The organism is Streptomyces sp. DSM 110735 (assembly GCF_016482685.1).
Classification (GTDB): domain Bacteria; phylum Actinomycetota; class Actinomycetes; order Streptomycetales; family Streptomycetaceae; genus Streptomyces.
Genome location: NZ_JACYHF010000008.1, coordinates 24,465 through 49,829, shown reverse-complemented (window position 1 = coordinate 49,829; position 25,365 = coordinate 24,465). Strand labels below are relative to the sequence as shown.

Annotated in this window: 19 protein-coding genes and 1 pseudogene; 13 read left to right on the top strand and 7 right to left on the bottom strand. The window is 73.4% G+C overall.

Features of this window, described 5'->3' with window-relative positions; all coding sequences use genetic code 11:
- Nucleotides 1-16 precede the first annotated feature (16 nt).
- From IF655_RS15040 to IF655_RS15030, 3 genes are all read left to right on the top strand, one after another.
- Nucleotides 17-1,510 (top strand): SCO6880 family protein, encoded by a 1,494-nt coding sequence (locus IF655_RS15040; protein ID WP_199585257.1) that lies wholly within the window; start codon nucleotides 17-19, stop codon nucleotides 1,508-1,510.
- A 245-nt stretch (nucleotides 1,511-1,755) separates the two neighbouring features.
- Nucleotides 1,756-3,255, top strand: a complete 1,500-nt coding sequence (locus tag IF655_RS15035; RefSeq protein WP_374100293.1) for an ATP/GTP-binding protein — start codon at nucleotides 1,756-1,758, stop codon at nucleotides 3,253-3,255.
- Nucleotides 3,252-5,075, top strand: a complete 1,824-nt coding sequence (locus IF655_RS15030) for a type IV secretory system conjugative DNA transfer family protein (RefSeq protein ID WP_199585471.1) — start codon at nucleotides 3,252-3,254, stop codon at nucleotides 5,073-5,075. Before IF655_RS15035 ends, IF655_RS15030 begins: the two co-directional genes overlap by 4 nt.
- On the opposite strand, the gene IF655_RS15025 is transcribed toward IF655_RS15030, so the two are convergent.
- Nucleotides 4,966-6,210 (bottom strand): DUF418 domain-containing protein, encoded by a 1,245-nt coding sequence (locus IF655_RS15025; protein WP_199585255.1) that lies wholly within the window; start codon nucleotides 6,208-6,210, stop codon nucleotides 4,966-4,968. The genes IF655_RS15030 and IF655_RS15025 overlap by 110 nt on opposite strands.
- Nucleotides 6,207-6,599 carry a hypothetical protein gene (locus IF655_RS15020; RefSeq protein ID WP_199585254.1) on the bottom strand — a complete coding sequence of 131 codons (393 nt, stop codon included), beginning with the start codon at nucleotides 6,597-6,599 and terminating at the stop codon, nucleotides 6,207-6,209. The genes IF655_RS15025 and IF655_RS15020 overlap by 4 nt, the downstream gene beginning before the upstream one ends.
- A 170-nt stretch (nucleotides 6,600-6,769) precedes the next feature.
- Here IF655_RS15020 and IF655_RS15015 point away from each other — a divergent pair, with 170 nt between their 5' ends.
- From IF655_RS15015 to IF655_RS15005, 3 genes are all read left to right on the top strand, one after another.
- The gene (locus IF655_RS15015; protein ID WP_206775884.1) at nucleotides 6,770-7,813 is read left to right on the top strand and encodes an NlpC/P60 family protein; all 1,044 of its coding nucleotides are present in this window, start codon (nucleotides 6,770-6,772) and stop codon (nucleotides 7,811-7,813) included.
- Nucleotides 7,814-7,872: 59 nt separating this feature from the next.
- Nucleotides 7,873-8,343: a DUF4913 domain-containing protein gene (locus IF655_RS15010; RefSeq protein ID WP_206775883.1), complete on the top strand. Its 471-nt coding sequence runs from the start codon at nucleotides 7,873-7,875 to the stop codon at nucleotides 8,341-8,343.
- A gap of 164 nt (nucleotides 8,344-8,507) precedes the next feature.
- The gene (locus IF655_RS15005; protein WP_199585253.1) at nucleotides 8,508-9,479 is read left to right on the top strand and encodes a hypothetical protein; all 972 of its coding nucleotides are present in this window, start codon (nucleotides 8,508-8,510) and stop codon (nucleotides 9,477-9,479) included.
- 72 nt (nucleotides 9,480-9,551) lie between these two features.
- Here the strand turns inward: IF655_RS15005 and IF655_RS15000 are convergent, their stop codons facing one another.
- A complete protein-coding gene (locus IF655_RS15000; RefSeq protein WP_199585252.1) occupies nucleotides 9,552-12,476 on the bottom strand; it encodes a BTAD domain-containing putative transcriptional regulator in 2,925 nt (974 codons plus the stop codon).
- Nucleotides 12,477-12,650: 174 nt separating this feature from the next.
- On the opposite strand from IF655_RS15000, the gene IF655_RS14995 reads away from it, so the two are divergent.
- The 4 genes from IF655_RS14995 to IF655_RS14980 all read left to right on the top strand — a co-directional run bounded on the left by IF655_RS14995 (nucleotide 12,651) and on the right by IF655_RS14980 (nucleotide 17,424).
- Nucleotides 12,651-14,036: a hypothetical protein gene (locus tag IF655_RS14995; RefSeq protein WP_199585251.1), complete on the top strand. Its 1,386-nt coding sequence runs from the start codon at nucleotides 12,651-12,653 to the stop codon at nucleotides 14,034-14,036.
- Nucleotides 14,037-14,160: 124 nt separating this feature from the next.
- Nucleotides 14,161-14,595, top strand: coding sequence for a helix-turn-helix transcriptional regulator (locus IF655_RS14990; RefSeq protein WP_199585468.1), 435 nt, complete (start codon nucleotides 14,161-14,163; stop codon nucleotides 14,593-14,595).
- Between the two features lie 10 nt (nucleotides 14,596-14,605).
- A complete protein-coding gene (locus IF655_RS14985) occupies nucleotides 14,606-15,016 on the top strand; it encodes a VOC family protein (protein ID WP_199585250.1) in 411 nt (136 codons plus the stop codon).
- A gap of 35 nt (nucleotides 15,017-15,051) precedes the next feature.
- On the top strand, nucleotides 15,052-17,424 hold the full coding sequence (locus tag IF655_RS14980; RefSeq protein ID WP_199585249.1) for an excinuclease ABC subunit UvrA: 2,373 nt from the start codon (nucleotides 15,052-15,054) through the stop codon (nucleotides 17,422-17,424).
- A gap of 43 nt (nucleotides 17,425-17,467) precedes the next feature.
- Here IF655_RS14980 and IF655_RS14975 read toward each other — a convergent pair whose 3' ends face one another.
- Nucleotides 17,468-18,133: a DUF305 domain-containing protein gene (locus IF655_RS14975; RefSeq protein ID WP_199585248.1), complete on the bottom strand. Its 666-nt coding sequence runs from the start codon at nucleotides 18,131-18,133 to the stop codon at nucleotides 17,468-17,470.
- 184 nt (nucleotides 18,134-18,317) lie between these two features.
- On the opposite strand from IF655_RS14975, the gene IF655_RS14970 reads away from it, so the two are divergent.
- Nucleotides 18,318-19,820 carry an LVIVD repeat-containing protein gene (locus IF655_RS14970; RefSeq protein ID WP_199585467.1) on the top strand — a complete coding sequence of 501 codons (1,503 nt, stop codon included), beginning with the start codon at nucleotides 18,318-18,320 and terminating at the stop codon, nucleotides 19,818-19,820.
- Between the two features lie 25 nt (nucleotides 19,821-19,845).
- Here the strand turns inward: IF655_RS14970 and IF655_RS14965 are convergent, their stop codons facing one another.
- Together IF655_RS14965 and IF655_RS14960 are read right to left on the bottom strand one after the other, a co-directional pair.
- Nucleotides 19,846-20,535: a glycerophosphodiester phosphodiesterase gene (locus IF655_RS14965; protein WP_199585247.1), complete on the bottom strand. Its 690-nt coding sequence runs from the start codon at nucleotides 20,533-20,535 to the stop codon at nucleotides 19,846-19,848.
- A 70-nt stretch (nucleotides 20,536-20,605) separates the two neighbouring features.
- Nucleotides 20,606-21,815, bottom strand: a pseudogene (locus tag IF655_RS14960) (adenosine deaminase).
- A 264-nt stretch (nucleotides 21,816-22,079) separates the two neighbouring features.
- On the opposite strand from IF655_RS14960, the gene IF655_RS14955 reads away from it, so the two are divergent.
- On the top strand, nucleotides 22,080-22,922 hold the full coding sequence (locus tag IF655_RS14955; protein WP_199585245.1) for a DUF4190 domain-containing protein: 843 nt from the start codon (nucleotides 22,080-22,082) through the stop codon (nucleotides 22,920-22,922).
- Nucleotides 22,923-23,047: 125 nt separating this feature from the next.
- On the opposite strand, the gene IF655_RS14950 is transcribed toward IF655_RS14955, so the two are convergent.
- Nucleotides 23,048-23,605: an NADAR family protein gene (locus IF655_RS14950; protein WP_199585244.1), complete on the bottom strand. Its 558-nt coding sequence runs from the start codon at nucleotides 23,603-23,605 to the stop codon at nucleotides 23,048-23,050.
- Nucleotides 23,606-23,811: 206 nt separating this feature from the next.
- On the opposite strand from IF655_RS14950, the gene IF655_RS14945 reads away from it, so the two are divergent.
- A complete protein-coding gene (locus IF655_RS14945) occupies nucleotides 23,812-25,365 on the top strand; it encodes a gamma-aminobutyraldehyde dehydrogenase (protein ID WP_199585243.1) in 1,554 nt (517 codons plus the stop codon).

The following is a 25,365-nucleotide window of genomic DNA, read 5'->3' as shown; positions in this document are numbered from 1 at the left end:
AAGGAGACCGGACCCCATGTCCACGGAAGCCGTGACCCATCCGACCTACGGCAACTGGCGTCGGCCGAGGCGGCCGGGGCTCGGACCGCTCGGACTCGTCGGCACCTTCGGTGTCTTCGGCGGGCTCGTCATCACCCTGCTCGCCTCGCTGATCTCGCTGTACGCCGCGCTGGTCGTGCTCGTGCCGACCGTCCTGTTCCTGGTGCCGCTCGCCGTGCGCACCCAGGACGGGCGCAACGTCTACCAGTTGCTCGCCCTGCGCGTCGGCTGGCGCCGCCGCCGGGCCAAGGGCGCGCACCTGTACGTCTCCGGGCCGCTGTCCGCGCGTCCGGGCGGCAGGTTCCGCCCGCCCGGGCTGCTCAACAAGGTCACCGTGTCCGACGGCCGCGACGCCTACGACCGCCCCTTCGGCGTGCTCCACCACCCCGCCCGCAACCTCTACACCATCGTCCTGGGCTGCGACCCCGACGGCGGCTCCCTGGTCGACGCCGACCAGGTGGACGTGTGGGTCGCGCTGTGGGGGGAGTGGCTGGCCCGCCTTGCCCACGAACCGGGGCTGCGCGGGGCGAGCGTCGTCGTGGAGACCGCGCCCGACACCGGTACCCGGCTCGCCCACGAGGTGCTGCCCCGCATCCACCCCGACGCGCCGGACGCCGCCCGCGCCGTGATGGAGGAGGTCGTCGAGCGCTATCCGACCGCCTCCTCCGAGATGCACACCTACGTCACCCTCACCTACGGCGTCCCGCCGGGCCAGCGGCGCAAGAAGGAGGACGTCATCGCCGACCTCGCCGTGCGCGTCCCCGGTCTGCTCAGCGGTCTGGTGGCGGCGGGCGGCGGCGCGGCGTACCCGCTGACGGCCGAGCGGATCGCCGAGGTCGTCCGCGTCGCCTACGACCCCGCCGTCGCCGCCGACGTCCTCAACGCCCGTGCCCGGCACGGCGGTACGGGACTGGAGTGGGACGACGCGGGACCGGCCGCCGCCGTCGAGACCGTCGGCAGCTACCAGCACGACTCGGGCGTCTCCCGCACCTGGCTGATGACCCTGGCACCGCGCGGAACCGTACGTTCCTCGGTGCTGCGCGGGATGCTGGAAGCCGCGCCCGGCACCCGGCGCAAGAGGGTCGCGCTCGTCTACCGGCCGATCGACCCGGCGACCTCGGCCCGGATCGTGGAGTCGGACCGGCGCAGCGCCCAGTTCATGGCGACCTCGGGCCGGGGCATGGTGCAGGCGCGCGCCGCCTCCGAGGTACGGGCGGCGGAGCAGACGGCGGCCGAGGAGGCGGCGGGCGCCGGGCTCGTGGAGTTCTCCCTGATGCTGACCGTCACCGTGGACGACGTCGCGCAACTGGCCGACGCCAGCGTGGCGGTGCGCAATCTGACCGCCGCCTCACGGGTGCTGATGAGACCCGCCGACCGGATGCAGGCGGCGGCGTTCAGTTGCACCCTGCCGGTCGGCGTCCTGCCCTGGGAGCAGACCCTGATCCCGCACGAGCTGCAGGAGGCGCTGTGAGCCGCCGCGCGGAGAAGCGGGCCGAGCGGGAGGACCGCGCGGCCGAGGAGAGGGCGCGCGCGGAACTCCTCGCCGGGCGCTCGGGACAGGACCCGTCCTGGACGGGGAAGCCGGGAGCCGGGGGCGCCGCCGGTGCCGAGGGCCGGGGCGGACGCGACGGCGCGCGGAAGCAGCCGTCCGCCGCCCGGGAGCCGTTCGTGCCGCCGCGCGGCTGGTACGGCGTCGGCGGCGGACGGGTCGGCTACATGGACCCGCCCACCATGTGGCGGGCCACCACCGTCCAGGCGTGCGGCATGTGGCCGTTCGCCGCGGGTTCGGGCTCGCCCATGACCGGAGTGCCGCTCGGCCAGCACCTGTTCACCGGCGCCACCGTGTGCGGCGACCCGCTGAACTGGTTCACCCGGGCGCGCTTCATCTCCAACCCGTCGCTGTTCATGCTCGGCATGCCGGGTCTCGGCAAGTCCACGCTCGTCAACCGGATGCTGATCGGGCTCGCCGCGACCGGGGTCGTCCCGCTGGTGCTCGGCGACCTCAAGCCCGACTACGCCGACACCGTACGGGCGCTCGGCGGCCAGGTGATCTCCATCGGCCGGGGCCGGGGCGGCATCAACGTCCTCGACCCCGGGGCGATGGGCGCGGCAGCGGCCCGGATCGGCGGCGAGGCGGGGGAGGTGCTGAAGGCGGAGACCCACGGCCGTGTGCTCAACATGGTGGCCGCGCTGGTCACCATCGTGCGCGGGCGCCCCATGGACGACCACGAGCAGTCGGTGCTCTCCGCCGTCCTGCACCATCTGCGCGAGCGCACCCCGCCCGGCCGGGCGCCCCTCCTGCCCGACGTGCTCCGCGTCCTGGCCGAGGGACCGGACCGGGTGCGGGCCGTCACCCTGGACCGGGGCGACGACGCCCGCTACCGGGACGCCGTGGACCCGCTGCACCGGTCCCTGCTCGGCATCCTGGACGGTCCGCTCGGCGACACCTTCGCCTCGCAGACCTCCACCCGGATCGACCCGGACGCCCCGGCGGTGTGCATCGACATCTCCGGCATCGGAGAAGCCGACACCCAGCTCACGGCCGCCGCGATGCTGGCCGCCTGGTCCGACGGACTCGGCACGGTCGCCGCCTCGCACGCCCTCGCGGACGCCGGACTCGCGCCCCGGCGCTGGTTCTTCACCGTCCTCGACGAGCTGTGGCGCCCGCTGCGCGCCGCCTCCGGCATCGTCGACCGCATCGACGCCCTCACCCGGCTCAACCGCTCCCTCGGACTCGGCGACGCCAAGATCACCCACACCCTGAAGGACGCCGAGGCGCTCGGCACCGACGCCGACCGCGCCAAGGCGCGCGGGTTCGTGGAGCGCGCCGGGATGGTGGTGTGCGCGGGGCTGCCCCGGGCCGAGATGGAGGACCTGGGCAAGGTGGTCGGGCTGTCGCGGCGGGAGATCGAACTCGTCTCGTCCTGGTCCTCGCCGCCCGGCTGGGGCGTCACCGGCGACCACGAGGAGCCGCCGGGGCGTGGCCGCTTCCTCATCAAGGTCGGCGGCAGGCCCGGCATCCCCATCAAGGTCGCCATCACCGACGCCGAACGGCGGCTGCACAACACCAACACCCGCTGGACGGACGCCGAGGACGCCGTCGAGCGTGCCGTGCGCGCCAGTGCCGCGCAGGTCGCCCTGGAGGCGGCGGAGGGACCCCGCGCGCTGCCCGCCGGTCTGCCCGGGGCGGCGGAGCCGGGGCGGTGGACGGCATGAGCCGCGCGGGCTCCGGCGGCGGAGCGCACGACCAGGTGCCGTGGGCGCTCGCCGCGCTCGCCGGGAGCGGTCTCGCCCTGTTCACCGTCGCCTGGGCGGGCGGCACGCTCGGCGCGGGACTCGCCGGGCACGGCTGGCACGCCCCGCCGTTCGCCCTGTCCACCGCCGCCCGGCTGACCGGGGACGGTCCGGGCGCCCTCTGGCCCGGCGCCCCCGCCGGTGCCGTCTACGCCGGGATGCTCGGACTGCTCGTCCTGCTCACGGTCCCCGTCGTCGTCGCCGTACGCCTGCTCGCCGGGCGGTGGAACCGCCCCAAGGGGCTCGCCGGGCGCCGGGAGCTGGCCGCGATGTGCCCCAAGGGCATCGAGGCGCGCGCCCGCGAACTGCGGCCCTCGCTCAAGGGACGCGAGCGCCTGCACCCGGACGAGACCGGCAACCTCCTCGGCGACCTCGCCCCCGACGGTCCCGAACTGCGCAGCAGCCACGAGGACGTGGAGCTGGACCTGATGGCGCCGCGCGCGGGCAAGTCCACCGGGATCGCCGTCCCGCGCGTGCTGCGCGCCCAGGGCGCGGTCCTGCTCACCTCCAACAAGTCCGACGTGTACGCCGTCACCCGCGCCCTGCGCGCCGAGGCGGGCACCGTGTGGACCTTCGACCCGCAGGGCATCGCGCACTCCCCGCGCGCCATGTGGTGGAACCTGCTCGGGGAGTGCCACACGATCGAGGGCGCGCGCCGCCTCGCCGGTCACTTCGTCGCGTCCGTCAACGACGACACCGCGAAGAAGGACTTCTGGATCTCGGCCGCCCAGAACACCCTGACCGCGCTCTTCCTCGCCGCCGCGCGCGGCGGCGCCCCGGTGCACGAGCTGCTGGGCTGGCTCGCCGACCCGGCCGACCGCACCCCGGTGGACCTGCTGCGGGAGGCGGGGATGACCGCGATGGCCGAGCAGTTGCAGGGCACCGTGCGCGGCGCGGTGGAGACCCGGGACGGCATCTACGAGACGGCACGGCAGACCGTCTCCTGCCTTCTCGACCCCGAGATCCTCGCCTGGGTCACCCCCGACCCGGCACTCCCCGAGTTCCGCCCCGACCGGCACGTCCTGGGCAGCGACACCCTGTACCTCCTGTCCAAGGACGGCGGCGGCTCGGCGGCGGGGGTCATCGCGGGTCTCGCGGACGCGACGATGCGGGCGGGCGTGGTCGCCGCCGAGCGGATGGGCGGGCGTCTCGATCCGCCGCTGACCGCCGTGCTCGACGAGGCGGCGAACGTCTGCCGCATCTCCGATCTGCCCGACCTGTACTCGCACTTCGGCTCGCGCGGCATCAACGTCGTGACCCTGCTCCAGAGTTACCGGCAGGGCGCCCGGGTGTGGGGCGAGGTCGGGATGGACGCGCTGTGGAGCGCGGCGACCGTCAAACTGCTCGGCGCGGGCCTGGACGACGCCGACTTCGTGCAGAAGATCTCCACCCTCGTCGGCCAGCACGATGTCCGCACCCCGAGCATCTCCCGCAGCAAGGACGGCACTTCACGCTCCTACTCCTACCGGCAGGAGGCTGTCCTGCCGCCCGACCGCATCCGCGCCCTGCCCAAGGGCACCGCCCTGCTGCTCGCGACCGGCGTCAAGCCCGCGCTGATCCGGCTGCGGCCCTGGTACAAGGAGCCCGGCGCCGGGGAGATCTCGGCGGCGGCAAGGGCGGAGACGGAGGCCATCACGGCACGGGCCGTGAGCCGGCTGTCGCCCGTGACGCTGGAGAAACCGCCCGCGCCGACGCTGGAGAAGCCGTTCGTGCCGTGGCGACGGGACGCCGCGCCGAGGTGACCGAACGCAGCAGCCACTCGGCGGGACCGTACCGAAATCGCCTCACCAGGCGCGTGCTCAGGGCGAGTTGGACCGCGTACAGCGCCGCGCAGCCCAGCAGCAGCGGCGCGGTGCCGACCCGGTCGTACAGACCGAGCCCGTAGCCGGTGAAGACGAGGGCGAGGACCAGGGACTGGGCCAGATAGTTGGTGAGCCCCAGGCGCCCGGTGGCGGCGAGCGCGGTCGCCGCCGGACCGCGCCCGCCGAACAGCAGGAGCAGCCCGCAGGCGTACGACACCGTCAGCGCCGGACCGGTCAGCACCGCGCACGCCTGCCCGACCAGGAACCACCGGTCGTCCAGCGGTCCCGCGGTGCAGCACGCGGAGACCACCGCCCCGGCCAGCCCGAGCGGCAGCCACCGCAGCGCCGTCCGCCGCAGCCAGACCCGGTCCCGCCCGCGCCGCCCGGCCAGACGGGTGCGGGCCGCCACCAGACCGGCCAGGAAGGCGGCCAGCATCTGCGGGGCGTACAGCAGATCGGCGCTGAGCGCGGGGCGCAGGTCCCGCAGATGCGCGCCGAGCACGGCGAGGACGCCACCGCGGTGGGCGGCGACCGCGTCCGCGACCTGCGGCGCGTACCGCGCCGCCGTGACCGGCTCGGTCAGGGCGACGGTCAGCAGTCCCCCGGTGAGCAGCAGCGCGCAGAGCGCCACGACCAGCCCGACCGCCAGGCGGAGCGCCGTTCGCGCGCGCAGCCCCCGCAGGCCGTACAGCACCAGCCCGAGGACGGCGTACGTCATGAGGACGTCGCCGGGGTACAGCAGCACGGCGTGTACGGCGCCGAGCGCGAACAGGCAGACGCAGCGCCGCAGATGACGCGGGGCGAAGGCGTGCCCGGACCGGCGGGCGGACCGCTCCTGGAGGACGAGGCTGTAGCCGAAGAGGAAGGAGAACAGCGGGTAGAACTTGGCGGTCACCAGCGCGCTCACCAGCCACGCTGCCACCCGGTCCGCCCCGCTCGCGTCCGGCGCGCCGCCGAACGCCGTGTAAGGACCCGCCATCAACTGGGCGTTGACCAGCAGAATCCCGAACAGGGCGCAGCCGCGCAGGACATCGAGCGCGGCAAGGCGCTCGGAGCCGATGCCGGGCGTCCTCACAGCGCCACCACCACCCCGGTGCCGCACACCAGCGCCGAGGACAGGAACCAGCCGAACGACGGCGCGAGCAGATGCCGCATCGTCCAGAGCCGGGCCACGACCGGACGGTCCCGCGCGTACACCACGGGCACGCTCCCGCCCACCGGCGGCAGCCCGCACAGCGGACCGCACATCCCCGGGTCGAGGAGCAGGTCCCGGCCGAGGTGGTCGCGGAACAGCACCAGACCGCCGGGGCGCCGGTCGGCCGCCGCGCGGGCCGTCACGATCCCGGTCACCCGCAGTCCCCGCGCCCACAGCCGTACGGCCGCCAGCAGCGCCCGGAGCGCGAGCGCCAGACAGCCCAGACCGAAGCCCGTGCACAGCGCCAGCACCAGCAACCCCGCGTTCATACCGCCCCTTTCACCGCCCGCGTGCTCCGCAGGCACAACGGGTCCAGCCCGTACGGCGGTTCACGCCGGGGCTGAACCGCCGTACGGACCGGCGCCGTTGTACGGGCGCCCGATCCGCTGTACGGGCGCAGCCCGCGCGGCTGCCGCCCCACGAAGGGAGTTGTGGCCCGATGAGAGGGACACCCCGCACGAGACGGCTGTCCCGGCACCGCGTGCCCGCCGCCGTCGCGCTGGCCTGCGCCCTCACGGCGGTCGTCCAGCCGCCCGCGCACGCCGCCCCCGAGACGCTGTCCCAGGTGCAGGCCCGGCTCCAGCGCCTCTACCACGACGCCGAGGTCGCCACCGACCAGTACAACGCCGCCGACGAGAAGGTCACCGCGCAGACCGCGCGCGTACGCGCCCTCAAGCGCCGGGTGAGCACCACGGAGGCGAAACTCGCCCGGCTCACCGCGCTGGCCGGGGCGGCGGCGCGCGCCCAGTACCGGGGCGGCGGACTGCCCGCCGAGATGCAGTTCGTGCTCGCCCCCGACCCCGAACGCGCCCTGGACGACGCCTCGTTGGCCCAGCGCGGTCAGCAGGCGACACGCGACGTGCTGACCGCCCTGACGAAGACCCGCACGGCACTGCGCACCCGCTCCGCCGACGCCTCCGCCGAACTGCGGCGCCTGGAGGACAACCGCCGTACACGGGCGGCCCGGCAGAGCACCGTACGGAAGAACATCGCCGCCGCGCGGCAACTGGAGTCCCAGTTGGCCGAGAAGCAGCGCAGGGAACTGGCCGCGCTGGAGAAGCGGCAGGCAGAGCGGTCCCAGGCGGCGTGGGAGAAGACCGGCGTTCCCGAGCGGCTGAGCACCAGGGGCAGCGCGGCGGGGCGCAGGGCCATCGCCTACGCCACCCGCCAGCTCGGCAAGCCCTACGTCTGGGGCGCCGAGGGACCCGACTCCTTCGACTGCTCCGGGCTCACCTCCCAGGCGTGGCTCCACGCGGGCGTGGCCATCCCGCGCACCTCCGAGGAGCAGTGGCGGCAACTGACCCACGTGCCGGTCGACCGGATGCGCCCGGGCGACCTGATCATCTACTTCTCCGACGCGAGCCACGTCGCCCTCTACATCGGCGACGGCAAGATCATCCAGGCGCCGCGCCCCGGCCGGTGGGTGTACGTCTCCCCTGCCGCGTCGATGCGGATCCTCGGCGTGGTGCGCCCGGACGCCTGAGCCGTGCCATCGCCCTCGAACTGTCTGTCGTAGCAATGTCGTTGACTGAGGAGAGTGCCATGTCGACCACGCGGACCGAGAGCCCCGGGACGGTGGCGGGCGAGCCCGCCGGGGGTCAACCGCCCCCCGAGCCACCGAGGTTCATCCTCTATCTGGAGGGCGCCGCGTACGCGGGGGAGCTGCGGGGGCTGACCCTGTGGGTCCACCATGTGCTGCTGCCCGTCTACGGCAGGGAGGTCACCTCGTCGTCCCCCTGGTGCTCCCGCTGGTGGGAGCACCCGGAGGCGGTCGCCCGGCTGCACGGACTCTGGCTCGTCTGGGGCGAGTTGACCGGTCCCGGCGCGTCGGTGGCGGGACCGGCCGAGTGGCACCGGGACCATCTGCCGTCGGTCATGGACGCCCTGCGCGATCCGCAGGGTCCCTTCGCCGGGTGCAAGCCCGGCATGCACCGCGCGAAGGAGGCGCCCGTCGTGGACGCCGTCGACCCGTTCGCGCCTCCGCCGCCCCCGCCGCCGCCCCCGCCCGTCTGACGGCGTGAGGCGGTCGTTGAACCGGCGGACCCGGACGGGCCGTTGTAGTCGCCGAGCGGAGGAGCTGTCCGGCATACCGGGCCGTATCCGGCGACTCCGCACGTCGCGCGGGGCGTCGGACCATGGCTCCGCGCGACGGTCGACCACACGGAAGGAAGGGTGAAATGCCAGGATCGGACATCTCCGACGGGAGCGGCCACTCCAACGCCAGCTCCTACACCTCCGTCAGGCTCTCCGACGGCGGAAGGCAGATCGAGGACGGCCGCCGTGCCGTCCCGGAAGACGCGCCCGCGCTGTTCCCGGACGCCGGGCACGGTGTGTACGACGAGCGGCACAACACCTTCTACGCGGTGGACCCCGAGCGGCAGGCCGTCGCGCAGTACGACGCGAACCAGGGCACCTGGACCTGGGCGAACGCCCGCCAGGCAGCCAGCAGCCTGATCCAGTGGGTGTCGCAGAACCGGGGTCGCCTCATGCAGGCGGGCCGCGACATCGCGCCCAGCGCCCTCCAGGGCGTCTCCGCCTTCGTGCCCGGCACCGCCGGTACCGCCCTGAACGTCGGCGGCATGGTCGGACAGGGCCTCGTGGCGGCGAACGAGTACCGCAACCAGTACAACCAGTACCGGGCGGGCGGCCATGTGGACCCCGTCGACGTGGCCGCCAGCACCGGACGCGTGCTGTCGGCGGCGGCGAACGCGGCCGGTGCGGCTCTCGGCTCGGACTCCACCGTCGGCACCCGGCTCACCGGGGTGGGCACCGCCCTGTCCACGGCGGCCACCACCGCCGACTTCGTCCACCACGCCCACGTGGAGGCGGCGCAGCGCCAGGCGGACCCGGCGAACCAGATGTACGCGCTGCACCAGAACCCGCAGCTCGGCACCGGGGTGGGGCAGGTGCCCCCGGGATGGAACCCGCCGTCCTCGGCGCCCTCCTCCGCGTCCACCACGTCCGTCACCCCGCAGCCCCCCGTCACCGCGCCCGCCGGGTCCCATCTGCCGTCGGGCGGGGAGTCGAGCCGACGCGCGGCGACCTCGGGCGAGGGCTCCTCGCGCCACTCCACGCACCACGAGCGGCACCGCCGCTCGACCCAGGAGAGCAAGAACAAGACCAAGGGCAAGGAGGTCCGCAGGAAGTAGCGGCAACGCGGGAGCCCCGCCGTGTCCCGGTCGGGACGCGGCGGGGCCCATCGGTGAAGGGGTGGTGCGGTGTCAGGCGGGGTGTACGGGCGGTTCCGGGGCGGCGGGTGTCTCCTCGGGCGCGTCCAGGCGGTCCAGGCGCTCGCGCATCCGGTCGGCGTCGGGGTGGCCGAAGTCGACGAAGACCGCGAGGGCCTCGGTCCAGCTCTCCCGGGCCGCCTCGGTCTCGCCCGCGTCCAGCCGCACGTCGCCGAGGTTGCCGAGGGTGGTGCCCTCGCCCCAGCGGTTGGCGATGTCCCGGTGGGCCTGAAGCGCCCGCCGGTAGTACGCGACGGCTTCCTCGTGGCGGTGCAGGCGGTGGTGGATCGTGCCCAGGATGTCCAGGGCCACCCCCTCCACCCAGCGGTTGCCCGCCTCGCGCACGATGGTCAGGGCTTCCTCCAGACAGGCGACGGCCTCGTCGTACCGCCCCTGGCGCTGGTAGGCGTCGCCCAGGTTGCACAGCGCGATGCCCTCGCCCCAGGTGGCGCCGGTGGCCCGGTCGAGGACAAGCCCGCGGCGGGTGTACTCGACGGCCTTGTCGAGCCGCCCCGCCTGGAGGTAGGCGTCACCGAGGTTGCCCACCGCCATCAACCGCCCGCGCAGATTGCCGAGTTCACGATGGCGCCGCATCGCCTGGTGCAGATGCTCGATGGTCTCGTCGTACCGCCCCGCCACCCGCAGCGCGGCGGCCGTGTCGGTCAGGGCCTGCGCCTCGCCCACGCGGTCGCCCGCCGCGCGGGCGGCGGCGAGACCGGTGCGCGCGGTGTCGAGCCAGTCGTGCGCGTGGCTGCGCAGATAGAAGAAGCCCCACAGCACGGCGGGCAGCCGCCAGGCGATGCCGGTCAGACCCGCCTCCGCCGCCTGGTGCACCGCCGAGACCAGGTTGGCCCGCTCGGTCTCGCACCAGTCCAGCGCCTCGTCGTGCGAGCCGAACTCGGGCGCGGGACCGCAGGCGGGCAGGTCGCCCAGGGGGACGCGCGGACGGTTCGGGGTGATGTGCGGATAGGCGGCGTCGGCGGCGCGCAGATACCAGGCGAGCAGCCGCTCGACCGCCCGCTCCCGCTCCGGCGGCGTCTCCTCGGCCTGGACGCGCTCGGCGGCGTACACCCGCAGCAGGTCGTGCAGGGTGTAGTGGCCGGGGAAGCGCTCGGTGAGCAGATGGGCGCGGGTCAGCTCGGCGAGCGGAGCGCGCACGTCGCACGGGGCGAGTCCGGCGAGCCCGGCAGCGGCGGACACCGGGATGTGCGGTCCGGAGTGCAGCCCGAGCAGCCGGAAGAGCCGGGCGGCGGGGGCGGACAGCGCCCGGTAGGACCAGGAGAACACCGCGCGCACGTCGGTCGTGAGGTCGTCGCCCCCGGCGAACGCGTCCAGACCCCGCCCCGCGCGCAGCTCCTTGGCGACGGCACGCAGCGGGAAGCCCGGGTGCTCGGCGGCGTGCGCGGCGACGATGGCGAGCGCCAGCGGCAGCCGGGCGCACCGCTCCACGATCTCGTCCACCGCCCCCGGCTCCGCCGCGAGCCGGTCCGCGCCCAGCCTGCGCGCCAGCAGATCGCGCGACTCGGCGGCCGACAACTGGTCCAGCGTCAGCGGATAGGCGCCCTCGCCCGCCACCAGCCCGGCCAGTCGGCTGCGGCTGGTGACGATCACCAGACAGCCGGGGGAGCCGGGCAGCAGCGGGCGCACCTGCTCGGTGTCGCGCGCGTTGTCGAGCAGCACCAGCATCCGCCGCCGGGCGAGCAGACTGCGGTAGAGCGCCGTCTGCGCGTCGAGCCCGGCGGGAATGCGCAGCGGATGGACGCCGAGCGCGTCGAGGAAGATCCGGACGGCTTCCTCGGGCGGCACCACCTGCCCGACCGGGTCGAAGCCGCGCAGATTGACGTAGAGCTGCCCGTCGGGGAAGCGGTCGGCCGCCTCATGGGCCCAGTGCACGGCCAGCGTGGTCTTGCCCATGCCCGCCATGCCGCCGATCGCGCTGATCACCACGGCGGGCGGGGCGCCCCCGTCGTCCGGCAACAGGGCGCGCAGCCGGTCGAGTTCGGCACTGCGTCCGGCGAACGTCGCGAGCGCGGCGGGCAGTTGCGCGGGGCGGGGCGCCCGTACGGCGGGCTCGTCGGCGGGTTCGGCGAGCCCGGTGGGCTCGGCGGACCGGGGCGCGGGCGGCGGGACCGGGTCCGGCAGCAGGGAGGCGTCGGCGGCGAGGATGCGTTCGTGGAGGTCCTGGAGGGCGGCGCCGGGTTCGATGCCCAGCTCCTCCACCAGCGCGGCGCGTATCGCGCGGTAGGCGGCCAGCGCCTCCGCCTGCCGTCCGGACCGGTACAGCGCCAGCATCAGCAGCTCGGACAGCCGCTCCCGCAGCGGATGCGCGGTGGTCAGCGCCCTCAGCTCGGCGGTGACCTCGGAGTGCCGCCCGAGCGCGATGTCCAGGTCGAGGCGCGCCTCCAGGGCGTTCAGCCGCTCCTCCGTCAGCCAGGAGCGGCGCGCCTCGGCCAGCGGACCCGGTACGCCGGTCAGCGGGGGTCCGGACCAGTCGTCCAGCGCGGAGTGCAGCAGCCGGTGCGCGGCGGCGACCTCACCGGCCGCGCGCAGCCGCCGCGCCTCCTCCGCCCGCTGCTGGAACACGGCGAGGTCCAGGGCGTCGTCGGGGACACGGGCGAGGTAACCGTCCCCGACGGAGACGAGGACGCTCGGGGGGCGGGCGGGGGAGCGGTCGGGCTCAAGTGCCTTGCGGAGGCGGGACACATAGGTGCGCAGCACGGACACGGCGGCCGGGGGCGGCTCGTCCCCCCAGACGGCGCTCAAGAGCTCGTCGAGCAGGACGGGGCGCCCCCTGCGTAAGAGGAGAGCGGCGAGGACCGCCCGCTGCTGCGGCGAACCGAGGTCCAGTTCGTCGGCGCCGCGCCACGCCCGTACCGGCCCCAGCACGGCGAAACGCAGGCCATTGTCAAAGGCGTTCACGCCACGACCTTACTGAGCCGCGCACGCCCGTCGGCGCCCTTGCCGGAACATGCGGTTCCGTCCCTAATGCGCAGGTCACACCCCTTCCGCCCGGACGAAGTGAACCGCCGCGACCCGGCAGCCGTTGTGGTGCGCGGCAGCCGCCACGAGACAGGCACGAGGGAAGGGGCGCGGATGGGTACGAACGGGAGCGAAGCGGCGGACGCACCGGCGGGGGACGACGGGCCCCGCTTCACGGTGGTGATCTCCGACGACGGCTCCGCCGCGATCGACGGCGAGCCGGTCCTGCCCGAGAAGGGCGAGTCGGTCGACGCCGCCGTCCTCGACGCCCTGCACCGGCACGCGCGCGAGAGCGGCGCCCCGGTGACGGCGGCCGTCCGCGACCCCTCGGCCGGATACGTGGCGCACGTGGAGGTCGCCCCGGACGGCTCCAGCAGGCTGCTGGGGCAGGAGGGGGAACGGCTGCCGGGGGAGCGGAGTGCGGATGGTGCCGGGCCGGTGGAGGCGGAGGGTACGGAGGACGCCGCTGTCCTGGCCGGTGCCGCCGAGGGTGCCGCCCCGGCCGGTGTCGCCACCCCGCCCGGCACCGCCCCGGAACCCGGAGCGCGCCCCGACAAGCCCGTCCCCGTCCCCGCCCCCGACTCCGCCACCCCCGTCCCCCCACGCCCCCGCGCCCGCCAGTCCGACGACGAGTACGAGCCCCCCGGCTTCCTCGGCAGGCCACTGGTCGTCGGTCCCGTCGCTCTCGGCGTGGCCGCTCTCGTGGTCGTACCCCTGGTGATCATCGGCAGCGGCGGCTCGGACGACGGCCACCAGCGGGAGACCGCCCGCGCGAGCAACGTGAAGAGCGCGTCCCCGGGGACCACCGAGGCACCCCGGACCGCCCCGCCCGCTCCCCGTACCGCCTCACCGTCGCCCGCCCCCACCACCGCCAAGCCGAAGAAGCGGCACGGGAAGCCGAAGAAGCCGAAGGAGAAGGGCCGGACCGGAGGCACCGGAGGCGGCGTCACGGTCACCGTCACCGCGCGCCCGCCCGGCGCCACCGCCACCGTCACGGCGAAGCCCCCGGCGGAGACGGCCGGGACCGCCGTGAACCGGCTCGCCGCGAGCGACCCCGGGGGACGGCACATCTGCTACCGCGCGTACGTCTCGGGACAGGGCTGGCAGAAGCCCGTGTGCGACGGCACGATGGCCGGGACGACGGGACGGAACCGCGCGATCAAGGCTCTGGAGTTCGCGGTGCGCGGCACGGGCGGCTCGGCCGCCAACGCCTTTGTCCACAAGGCGGGTTCGACCGACGGCAAGGGCGTGTGGCAGCCCAGGTGGACCGCCGTGACGGGCGACGGCAGGAACTTCCGCGTCGGCGGCACCGCCCACGGCGCCCCGGACATGCTGGGCTTCGCCGTCAACGTCGGCAGCGGCCGGATCTGCCAGGCGACCCGCCTCGTCGGCTCCACCGCCTGGAGCGGAACGGGATGCGCCGACGCCCGCCCCGCCTACGCCTTCGGCGGCACCCTGGACAACAAGCGCCGCCTGGAGGCGGTCAGGTTCACCGTGTGACCGACCGATCGACCGCGAGGGGCACCCCGCCCCGCGCCCGCTGTGGCACGCTTTGGGCGTGACCAGGCAACCCCCCGCCCCCGACCTCCGCGACCTCGTCCGGCTGCGCAAAGTCCGGGACCGGATGGACCGGGAGTACGCGCAGCCGCTCGACGTGGAGGCGCTGGCCCGGGGGATCGGGGTGTCGGCGGGGCATCTGAGCCGGCAGTTCCGGGCGGCGTACGGGGAGTCGCCGTACGCGTATCTCATGACCCGGCGGATCGAGCGGGCGATGGCGCTGCTGCGGCGCGGGGACATGAGCGTGACCGAGGTGTGCTTCGCGGTGGGGTGTTCGTCGCTGGGGACGTTCAGCACGCGGTTCACGGAGCTGGTGGGGGTGCCGCCGAGCGTGTACCGGAGCGAGGCGGCGCGGGCGACCGTGGGGATGCCGTCGTGCGTGGTGAAGCAGGTCACCCGGCCGGTGCGGACACCGGTGCGGAAGACAGCGCCGAAAGCGGTGCGGAAGGCGGCGTCCGAAGTGGTCAGGAATCGAGAAGCGGCCGAGGAGGGCCACGGCTAGCGTGACGGGCATGGACCTCAGCATTCACGCCAGTTTTCTGCCCCAGGACGACCCCGAGGCGGCCCTCGCCTTCTACCGGGACCTGCTCGGTTTCGAGCTGCGCCAGGACGTCGGCTACAACGGACTGCGCTGGCTCACCATGGGCCCCGCCGGGCAGCCGGAGACCTCCGTCGTGCTGACCCCGCCCGCCGTGGACCCCGGTATCACCGAGGACGAGCGCCGTACCATCACCGAGATGATGGCCAAGGGCACCTACGCCACCCTGCTCCTGGCCACGCCCGACCTCGACGGCACCTTCGAGCGCCTGGCGGCGGCCGACGCCGACATCGTGCAGGAGCCCACCGAGCAGCCGTACGGGGTGCGCGACTGCGCCGTGCGCGACCCCGCGGGCAACCTGCTCCGTATCCAGGAACGCCGCTGACGACCGCCCGCCGCACAGGTACCGATGGAGAGACGATGACCAAGGCCAACCGGGCCGACGAGCACGCCGCCGACAGTCACGACATGATCCGCGTGCACGGGGCGCGCGTGAACAACCTCAAGGACGTCGACGTCGAGATCCCCAAGCGCCGCCTGACGGTGTTCACCGGGGTCTCCGGCTCGGGCAAGAGCTCGCTGGTGTTCGGCACCATCGCCGCCGAGTCGCAGCGGCTGATCAACGAGACGTACAGCGCGTTCGTGCAGGGCTTCATGCCCACCCTCGCCCGGCCCGAGGTCGACGTCCTCGACGGTCTGACCACCGCCATCACCGTGGACCAGCAGCGCCTCGGCGCCGACCCGCGCTCCACCGTCGGCACCGTCACCGACACCAACGCGATGCTGCGCATCCTCTTCAGCCGCCTCGCCGAGCCGCACATCGGTCCGCCCGGGGCGTACGCCTTCAACGTCGCCTCGGTCGAGGCGAGCGGGGCGATCACCGTGGAGCGCGGGGCGCGCCGGGCGGAGAAGGTGACGTTCAGCCGCTCCGGCGGGATGTGCCCGCGCTGCGAGGGCCGGGGCGCGATCACCGACATCGACCTCACCCAGCTCTACGACGACTCCAAGTCGCTGCGCGAGGGCGCGCTGACCATCCCGGGCTACAGCGTGGACGGCTGGTACGGGCGCATCTACACCGGCTGCGGCTTCTTCGACCCGGACAAGCCGATCGCCAGGTTCACCAAGCGCGAGCTGCACGACCTGCTCCACAAGGCGCCCACCAAGATCAAGGTGGAGGGCATCAACCTCACGTACGAGGGGCTGATCCCGAAGATCCAGAAGTCGTTCCTGTCCAAGGACGTGGACGCGCTCCAGCCGCACGTCCGCGCCTTCGTGGAGCGGGCGGTGACCTTCACCGTCTGCCCCGACTGCGCGGGCACCCGGCTCAACGAGGGTGCGCGCTCCTCGAAGATCGAGGGCAGGTCCATCGCGGACGTGTGCGCGATGCAGATCACCGACCTGGCCGCGTGGGTGCGCGAGCTGGCGGACCCCTCCGTCGCGCCGCTGCTCACCGCCCTCGGCCACACCCTCGACTCCTTCGTGGAGATCGGGCTCGGCTATCTCTCCCTGGACCGCCCCTCGGGCACGCTGTCCGGCGGCGAGGCGCAGCGCGTGAAGATGATCCGGCACCTCGGCTCCTCGCTCACCGATGTCACGTACGTCTTCGACGAGCCCACCACCGGACTCCACCCGCACGACATCCAGCGGATGAACAACCTGCTGCTGCGCCTGCGCGACAAGGGCAACACCGTGCTCGTCGTGGAGCACAAGCCGGAGACGATCGCCATCGCCGACCATGTGGTGGACCTCGGTCCCGGCGCCGGTGCGGCGGGCGGCGCGGTCTGTTACGAGGGCGATCTCGCGGGGCTGCGCGCCGGGGACACCGTCACCGGACGCCACTTCGACGACCGGGCGCGGCTGAAGGACAGCGTGCGCGAGCCCTCCGGTGCCCTGGAGATCCGGGGCGCCGACGCCAACAACCTGCACGACGTGGACGTGGACATCCCGCTCGGGGTGCTCACCGTCGTCACCGGGGTCGCCGGTTCCGGCAAGAGTTCGCTGGTGCACGGCTCTGTCCCGGCCGGTGAGGGGGTCGTCTCGGTCGACCAGAGCCCGATCCGGGGCTCACGGCGCAGCAACCCCGCCACCTACACCGGGCTCCTCGACCCGATCCGCAAGGCGTTCGCCAAGTCCAACGGGGTCAAGCCCGCGCTGTTCAGCGCCAATTCGGAGGGCGCCTGCCCGACCTGCAACGGCATCGGTGTCGTCTACACCGACCTGGGGATGATGGCCGGGGTCGCCACCACCTGCGAGGAGTGCGAGGGCAAGCGCTTCCAGGCGGCGGTGCTGGAACACCGGCTCGGTGGGCGGGACATCAGCGAGGTGCTCGCGATGTCCGTGTCCGAGGCGCTGGAGTTCTTCGCGGACGGCGAGGCACGCACCCCGGCCGCGCACCGCATTCTGACCCGCCTGTCGGACGTGGGACTCGGCTACCTCACCCTCGGCCAGCCGCTCACCACCCTCTCCGGCGGTGAACGCCAGCGTCTGAAGCTCGCCACGCACATGGCGGAGAAGGGCGGGATCTACGTCCTGGACGAGCCGACCGCCGGTCTCCACCTCGCCGATGTCGAGCAACTGCTCGGTCTGCTCGACCGGTTGGTGGACTCCGGCAAGTCGGTCATCGTCGTGGAACACCACCAGGCGGTCATGGCCCACGCCGACTGGATCATCGACCTCGGTCCCGGCGCCGGGCACGACGGCGGCCGCGTCGTCTTCGAGGGCACCCCGGCCGACCTGGTCGCGGCCAGGTCGACGCTGACGGGGGAGCACCTGGCGGAGTACGTGGGGTCCTGACGGGTCAAGTCCCGGGAGTCCGGCGGAAGGTGGCGGGAAAGGGTCACGACATCGCGCGCATCCGGCTGATCTCGGCCGTCTGCTGCGCGATGACGTCGTCGGCCATCTCCTCGATCCGGACGCTGTGCCCCCGGGCCTTCACGTCCGTGGCCATGGTGATCGCCCCCTGGTGGTGGGCGATCATCAGCTTCAGGAAGAGGGCGTCGAACGCCTTGCCCCGGGCGGACTTCAGCTTCGTGAGCTGCGCCTCGGTCGCCATGCCGGGCATCGACATGTGCGTGTGGGCGTGGGTGTCACCGTGGTCGTGCCCGCCCCCGCCGTCGGTGCGCAGCCAGCTCTTCATGGCGGCGATCTCCGGTCCCTGGGAGGCGGCGATCCGCTCGGCCATGCGCTTCACCGCCGTCGACTCGGCTCGCTTCGGGGCGAGTCCGGTCATCTTCAGCGCCTGGGCGTGGTGCTCGATCATCATCGTGGCGTACGAACGGTCCGCCGTGTTGGGGGAGTTGTCGTCCCCGCGCTGCCCCGCTGCCTCCTGGGCGGACAGGGTGCGGTTCGGCTCGCCGGGTCTGCCGGGGGCGATGACCGAAGGACCGCTCGCCGCAGCGGACCTGGTGTCCGCACCGGCATCACAGCCCCCGACCGCGAACACGACCGCCGTGGCCAGCGAAGCCGTGACGAGGGACGCGAGGGACGCACGACGGATGAGCACGGTGAACTCCTGTCGCTGGCGGAAGGGCGGGGGCGACGCGCGCGGGCGGGGTGCTCAGCGGCGGGACGGACCACCGAGAGTTTTCAGCCGTGTCACATTGCCCACTGTTGACCTGTGCATGACGCAGACGATACTGCGGGGAAGCGTGCACCGCGTCCACACGACCGGCACCAGGGAGGCAGCAGTGACCCTGTCGAAGAGATCCCGAACGCGCCGCAGACGCCTGGGAGTCGGTGCCACGGCTGCCGGTCTCCTGGCCGCGCTGCTCACCGCCGTCCCGGCGTCCGCGACCCCCGACCCCGGCGACGCCCCCGCCGCACGGCACCCCGTGTCCCAGGGAGAGGTCGCCGGAACGAAGAGCGCCATCGCAGCCGGTGAGATCCCCGGCCAGGACGAGATCGTCCACTCCCGCAACATCGAGCACCTCGCCAACATCCCCAAGGACGCGCTGGCCGGGGTCAATTCCGACCTCGCCTTCCAGGGGAAGTACGCCTTCGCCGGGAACTACGACGGCTTCCGCGTCTTCGACATCAGCGACCCGAAGGCGCCGAAGACGGTCGCCCAGGTCCTGTGCCCCGGCTCGCAGAACGACGTCTCCGTCTCCGGCGACCTGCTCTTCCTGTCCACCGACTCCTCGCGCAGCGACGACTCCTGCGCCAGCACCGCGCAGCCCGCGACCGAGGAGTCGTCGTGGGAGGGCATGAAGATCTTCGACATCAGCGACAAGGCGAACCCGAGGTACGTCGCCGCCGTGGAGACCGCCTGCGGCTCCCACACCCACACGCTGGTGCCGGAGCGGAAGAACGTCTACCTCTACGTCTCGTCGTACTCGCCGAATGCCACTTTCCCCGACTGCCAGCCGCCGCACGACGGCATCTCGGTGGTCAAGGTGCCGCGCAAGGCACCCGAGAAGGCGGCCGTGGTGGGCTTCCCGGTGCTCTTCCCCGGTGACGGTCCGGACGGCGGCGGCAATCCCGGAGCGCCGACCAACCCGGGCGTGTCCAAGACGACCGGCTGCCACGACCTGACCGTGCTGCCCTCGAAGGACCTCGCGGCGGGCGCCTGCATGGGCGACGGCATCCTGTTCTCCATCAAGGACCCGGAGCACCCGAAGGTCATCGACCAGGTCGAGGACAACGTCAACTTCGCGTTCTGGCATTCGGCGACCTTCAACCAGAAGGCGGACAAGGTCGTCTTCACCGACGAGCTGGGCGGGGGCGGCGCGGCCACCTGCAACGCGGCGATCGGACCGAACCGCGGCGCCGACGGCATCTACGACATCACCGGCCGGGGCGAGCACCGCAAGCTGGTCTTCCGGGGCTACTACAAGATCCCCCGCCACCAGGCCGACACCGAGAACTGCGTCGCCCACAACGGCTCGCTGATCCCGGTCAAGGGCAAGGACCTCATGGTCCAGGCGTGGTACCAGGGCGGCGTCTCCGTCTGGGACTTCACCGACTCCGCCCGCCCGAAGGAGATCGCGTACTTCGAGCGGGGTCCGCTGTCCACCGAGACCCTCCAGCTCGGCGGCGCGTGGTCGGCGTACTACTACAACGGCTACGTCTACTCGAACGACATCGTCAAGGGACTCGACGTCCTGAAGCTCGACGACCGGCGCACCGACCCGGCACGGCGCGTGCACCTGCCCGGGCTGAACGTCCAGACCCAGCCGGACTACTTCGACTGAGCGGGCTCTGGGACTCCCCGGACTCCTAGGACTCCTTGGCCAGCACCGACCTCAGGGTGCCGACGCGGTTCGTGGTGATCGCGTCGGCGCCGAGGGTGATCAGACGGCGCATGGAGCGCCGGGTGTCCGGGGTCCACACCGACAGCAGGTAGCCGTCGTGGTGGACCCGGGTCGCCAGGTCGCGGTCGACCAGGGAGAAGCGGTAGTTGAGCCAGCGCGGACGGACCGCGTCGAGGACGCCGGGGCGCGGGCGGGCCAGGCTGGTCCAGGTCAGGGCGATCTCGGCGGAGGGGTCGGCGGCGCGGAGGGTGAGCATCGACTCGGCGCCCGCGCAGTAGTAGACCCGGTCGTCCGCGCCGCAGTCGCGGACCACGCCGAGGACGCGCTCCACGCTGCGGCGCGTGACCGGACCGCACAGGTCCACCAGGACCCGGGCGCCCTCGGTCGCCTCCAGCGCCTCGACGAGGGTGGGCACCTGGCCGTCGGTCAGCTCGCGGAGCTGCTCGGCCCTCAGCGTGGACAGCGGGCGCTCGGTCTCCCACAGCCGCTTCAGCGTCTCGTCGTGCAGCAGCACGGGGACGCCGTCGCGGGTGAGCCGTACGTCGATCTCGACCGCGTCCGCGCCCTGGTCGAGCGCGGAGCGCAGCGAGGCGACGGTGTTCTCGCGGAAGCGGTAGGGGTCACCGCGATGGGCGACGGCGGTCACGGTCTGCATGGGACCCATTCTGGCAGCCGAGTGGATCTCCGAGGAGTACTCGCCACCGTTCAGGAGCACCCGCCACCGATCAGCGGGCGAGCCAGGCGTCCGTGTATGTGTCGATCTCCGCCGCGATCCGCGCCTTGCCCGCCGCGTCCAGGAAAGACGCCTCGACGGCGTTCTTCGCCAGTTCGGCCACGCCCCGCTCGTCCAGGTCGAGCAGCCGGGCGGCGACCGCGTACTCGTTGTTCAGGTCGGTGCCGAACATGGGCGGGTCGTCGGAGTTGACCGTCACCAGCACACCCGCGTCCACGAAGTGCTTGATCGGGTGCTCCTCGAGGGTGCGCACCGCGCGGGTGGCGATGTTGGAGGTCGGGCAGACCTCCAGCGCGATGCGGTGCTCGGCGAGGTGCGCGAGCAGCTTCGGGTCCTGGGCGGAGCTGGTGCCGTGCCCGATGCGCTCGGCGCGCAGCTCGGTCAGCGCGTCCCACACCGTCTGCGGACCGGTCGTCTCGCCCGCGTGCGGCACCGAGTGCAGACCGGCGGCGATGGCACGGTCGAAGTACGGCTTGAACTGCGGTCGGGGCACGCCGATCTCGGGACCCCCGAGTCCGAAGGACACAAGACCCTCGGGGCGGACGGCGTCGTCGGTGGCCATCCGTGCCGTCTCCTCGGCGGCGTCCAGACCCGCCTCGCCGGGGATGTCGAAGCACCAGCGCAGCAGCGTGCCGAAGTCCGCCTCGGCCGACTTGCGGGCGTCCTCGATCGCCTCCATGAACGGCTGCGCCGGTATGCCGCGCCGGGTGGAGGAGAAGGGGGTGATGGTCAGCTCGGCGTAGCGCACCTGCTGGCGGGAGAGGTCGCGGGCGATCTCGTAGGTGAGCAGCCGGACGTCCTCCGGGGTGCGGACCAGGTCCACGACCGACAGATACACCTGGATGAAGTGCGCGAAGTCGGTGAACGTGAAGTACTCCGCGAGCGCCTCGGGGTCGGTGGGCACCTTGGAGTCGGGGTGGCGCGCGGCCAGTTCCGAGACGATGCGCGGGGAGGCGGAGCCGACGTGGTGGACGTGCAGTTCCGCCTTAGGCAGCCCGGCGACGAAGGCGGCGCGGTCGTCGTGCCCGGGGGCTCCTGCGGTGCTGCTGTCGGTGCTGCGCTCGGTCAAGGGGTCCTCCCCGGGGGAACGGCGCTCGCGGACGCACGGTGGTGCGCCGGGCGCGGGCGATCGGCTGATCGATGGTGCCCGGACATCCTAGGGCCTGTCCGGCGGATCTTCGTGGGCCCGCGACGCCTGGCACGCACTCTCGCCGCACGCCCGAATCACCCGAGTACGTCCAGTACGAGGGAGATCCGGGCGCACGCCGAGAGCACGCACCAGACGCCGCGGGCTGCTCCACGAAGATCCGCCGGACAGGCCCTAGGCCGGGGCGCCGACAACGCCCGAAAACGGCCATCGGGGCGGGTGCACACGGCGTCGCCTCCGGCCTGTCACAGGTCGGCCACCGGACGCCGGGAAGGTAAAGGCAAGGCTTTACGATGATCCGACGTTCAGACGGAGGGGGATGGGTCACGTGACCGAACAGCCGCAGCCCGGTACGGGCGAGGGACCGGACTACGACCCGTGGGCGCCACCCGCGAGCGGACCGTCCCTGGAGAAGGGCGCCCCCGCCCCCGGCTCCGCCCCGGCTCCCGGCTCCGCCCCCGCCCCCGGCGCACAACCCCCCGCCCAGCAGCCGTCCGTGCCCCCGTCCTCGGTGCACGACCAGGCGACCATGACCTCCTTCCCGGCAGCCGGATTCGGCCCGCCGACGGTGGCGGGCCAGCCGTTCGCCGGTCCGCCGGTGACAGGTCAGCCCGTCGCCGGTCCGCCGTTCGGCGCCCCGCCCGTCGGCGGTCCCGTACCGCCCCCGTCGCAGGGCTGGAGCGACCCCTCCGTCCCGCCCCCGCCGTACGCCCCCACCGGACCCGGCATGGCGGCCCCGCAGCCGCCGGGCGGTTACGGCTACCCCAACTACCCCGGTCCCGCGCAGGGTTACGGCTGGAGCGGCGGTCCGGCGCTGCCGCAGAACGGCATGGGCACCTCCGCGATGGTGCTCGGCATCCTGTCCCTCTGCCTGTTCTGCTTCTACGGCATCCCGTCCATCGTGCTCGGCATCATCGCGGTGGTCCTCGGCGTCAAGGGCAAGCAGCGCGCCGACCGGGGCGAGGCCACCAACCGGGGTTCCGCCCAGGGCGGCTTCGTCATGGGCATCATCGGGATCGTGCTCGGCATCCTGGTGGTCGCCTTCTGGGGCGTGCTGTTCGCGAAGATCGCGCACGACTCGGACACCGGCTCCGACGACGACCCGTACGGCTCGTACAACTCCGCGCCCAGCGTGTCCGCCCCGCTGCTGCCCCGCGCCTGACCCGGCACCCGGCGGCAGCCACCCGGACACCAGACACCCGGACACCCGGACACCAGGCACCTGACACCTGACACCCGGCGCCCCACGGCCCGCCCCCCCCGCTCGGGGAGGGCGGGCCGCGTCGTTCAGTCGCCGCGCAGCCGCTCCCGCGCCGCCATCAGCGCGAAGCCCAGCAGGTTCGGACCCCGCCACCGCTCGGGGTCACCGGCGTGCTCGTCGTCCGCCGCGAGTCCGATGCCCCACACCCGGTCCACCGGGCTCGCCTCCACCAGCACCCGCTCACCCGTGCCGAGCAGGAACGCGCGCGGCTCGTCGTGCGCCGCGAACTTGTGCACGCTGCCCTCGACGACGATCCCGAACCGCTCGCGCTCCCATATCGCCCCGTCGAAGCCCCGGACCAGCCGCCCCGCCTTCTTCGCCTGCGAGGGATGCGCCGAGGCCAGCACCTTCCGCTCCGCCTCCGCGTCCTCGAACAGCCGCGCCTTGGCGGCCATCATCCAGTGCTCCGCCGTCGCGTACTCCACGCCGTCCACCGTGAACGGCGCCGGCCACCACTGGCTGAGACACCCCGCGCCCGCCGTGCCGTCCGGGCGTGGCCGGTGCCCCCAGAAGTGCAGGTACTTCACCCGGGTCCCCGCCCGGACCTCGCCGATCAGTGTGCCGAGATCCTCGATCTTCCCCATGATCGCGAGTGTGGCACGCGGCACTGACACTCCGTCCGTCCCGGCGCATGGCGACTCGACACCTGGTCGACAGATTCCGTCGCGTAACCAAAAGGCAACAACGGAATCCCTTGTTGGCTGGATACCGCTCTGTCAGGATCGGCACTCAAATCGAGCTGGAGCCACGCCACCCGGCCCCCACGGGGTGCACGGCGGAGGAGAGCGACATGCACATCCCGGGCACCGTCATCCCGGAACGATTCCCCGCACGCGACCGATTCCCCGACGGCGCGCAGTTCATCGCGGGCCGGACCGCCCGGGGCACGTCCGGCAGGACCCACACCGTGACCGACCCCGCCACCGGTGACGAGATCCTCACCTACGAACTCGCGGGCGCCGACGACGTGGACGCCGCCGTCGCCGCCGCGCACGCTGCCTTCCCCCACTGGGCTGCCACCACCCCCGGCGAGCGCTCCGACACCCTGCACCGCCTGGCCGCGCTGCTCGCGGAGCGCGCCGAGGAATTCGCCCGCGCCGAGTCCCTCCAGTGCGGCAAGCCGCTCAAGCTCACCCGCGAGTTCGACGTGCCCGGCACGATCGACAACACCGCCTTCTTCGCGGGCGCCGCCCGGCACCTCCAGGGCCAGTCCGCCGGGGAGTACTCCGGCGACCACACCTCGTACGTGCGGCGCGAGCCCCTCGGGGTCGTCGGCTCGATCGCGCCCTGGAACTACCCGCTCCAGATGGCCGCCTGGAAGATCCTCCCGGCCGTCGCGGCGGGCAACACCATCGTCCTCAAGCCCTCCGAGCTGACCCCGCTGACCGCCCTCCTCTTCGCGCGCGCCGCCACCGACGCGGGGGTGCCCGACGGCGTGATCAACATCGTCACCGGGACCGGACCGGAGGCGGGGGAACGGCTGGTCGGACACCCCCTGGTCGCCATGACGTCCTTCACCGGCTCCACCGCCGTCGGCCGCCGCGTCGCCACGCTCGCCGCGGGCACCGCCAAGCGCCTCCACCTGGAGCTGGGCGGCAAGGCGCCGTTCGTCGTCTTCGACGACGCCGACCTGGACGCCGCCGCCAACGGCGCGGTCGCGGGCGCGCTCATCAACACCGGGCAGGACTGCACGGCCGCCACGCGCGCGTATGTGCAGCGCCCGCTGTACGAGGCGTTCACGGAGCGGACCGCCGCCCTGATGGAGACCGTACGGCTCGGCGATCCGTTCGCGCCCGGCACCGACCTCGGACCGCTCGTCTCGCACGTCCAGCGCGACCGGGTCGCCGCCTTCGTGGACCGGGCGCGCGGGTACGCGCGCGTGGTCACCGGCGGCGAGGCTCCGCTAGGCGCCCTCAAGGACGGCGCCTACTACCGGCCCACCCTGGTCGCGGACGCCGCCCAGGACAGCGAGATCGTCCAGGCGGAGATCTTCGGACCCGTCCTGGTCGTCCTCCCCTTCGACACCGACGACGAGGGTCTGCGGCTGGCCAACGACACGCCGTACGGGCTGGCCGCCTCCGCCTGGACCCGGGACGTGTACCGCGCGAACCGGGCCACCCGGGAGATCGCGGCGGGCTGTGTGTGGATCAACGACCACATCCCGATCATCAGCGAGATGCCGCACGGCGGCTACAAGGCGTCCGGCTTCGGCAAGGACATGTCGGCGTACTCCTTCGAGGAGTACACGCAGGTCAAGCACGTGATGTTCGACAACACGGCGGTCGCGCGCAAGGACTGGCACCGCACGGTCTTCGGGGACCGCGCGCACCCGGACACCCCCTGA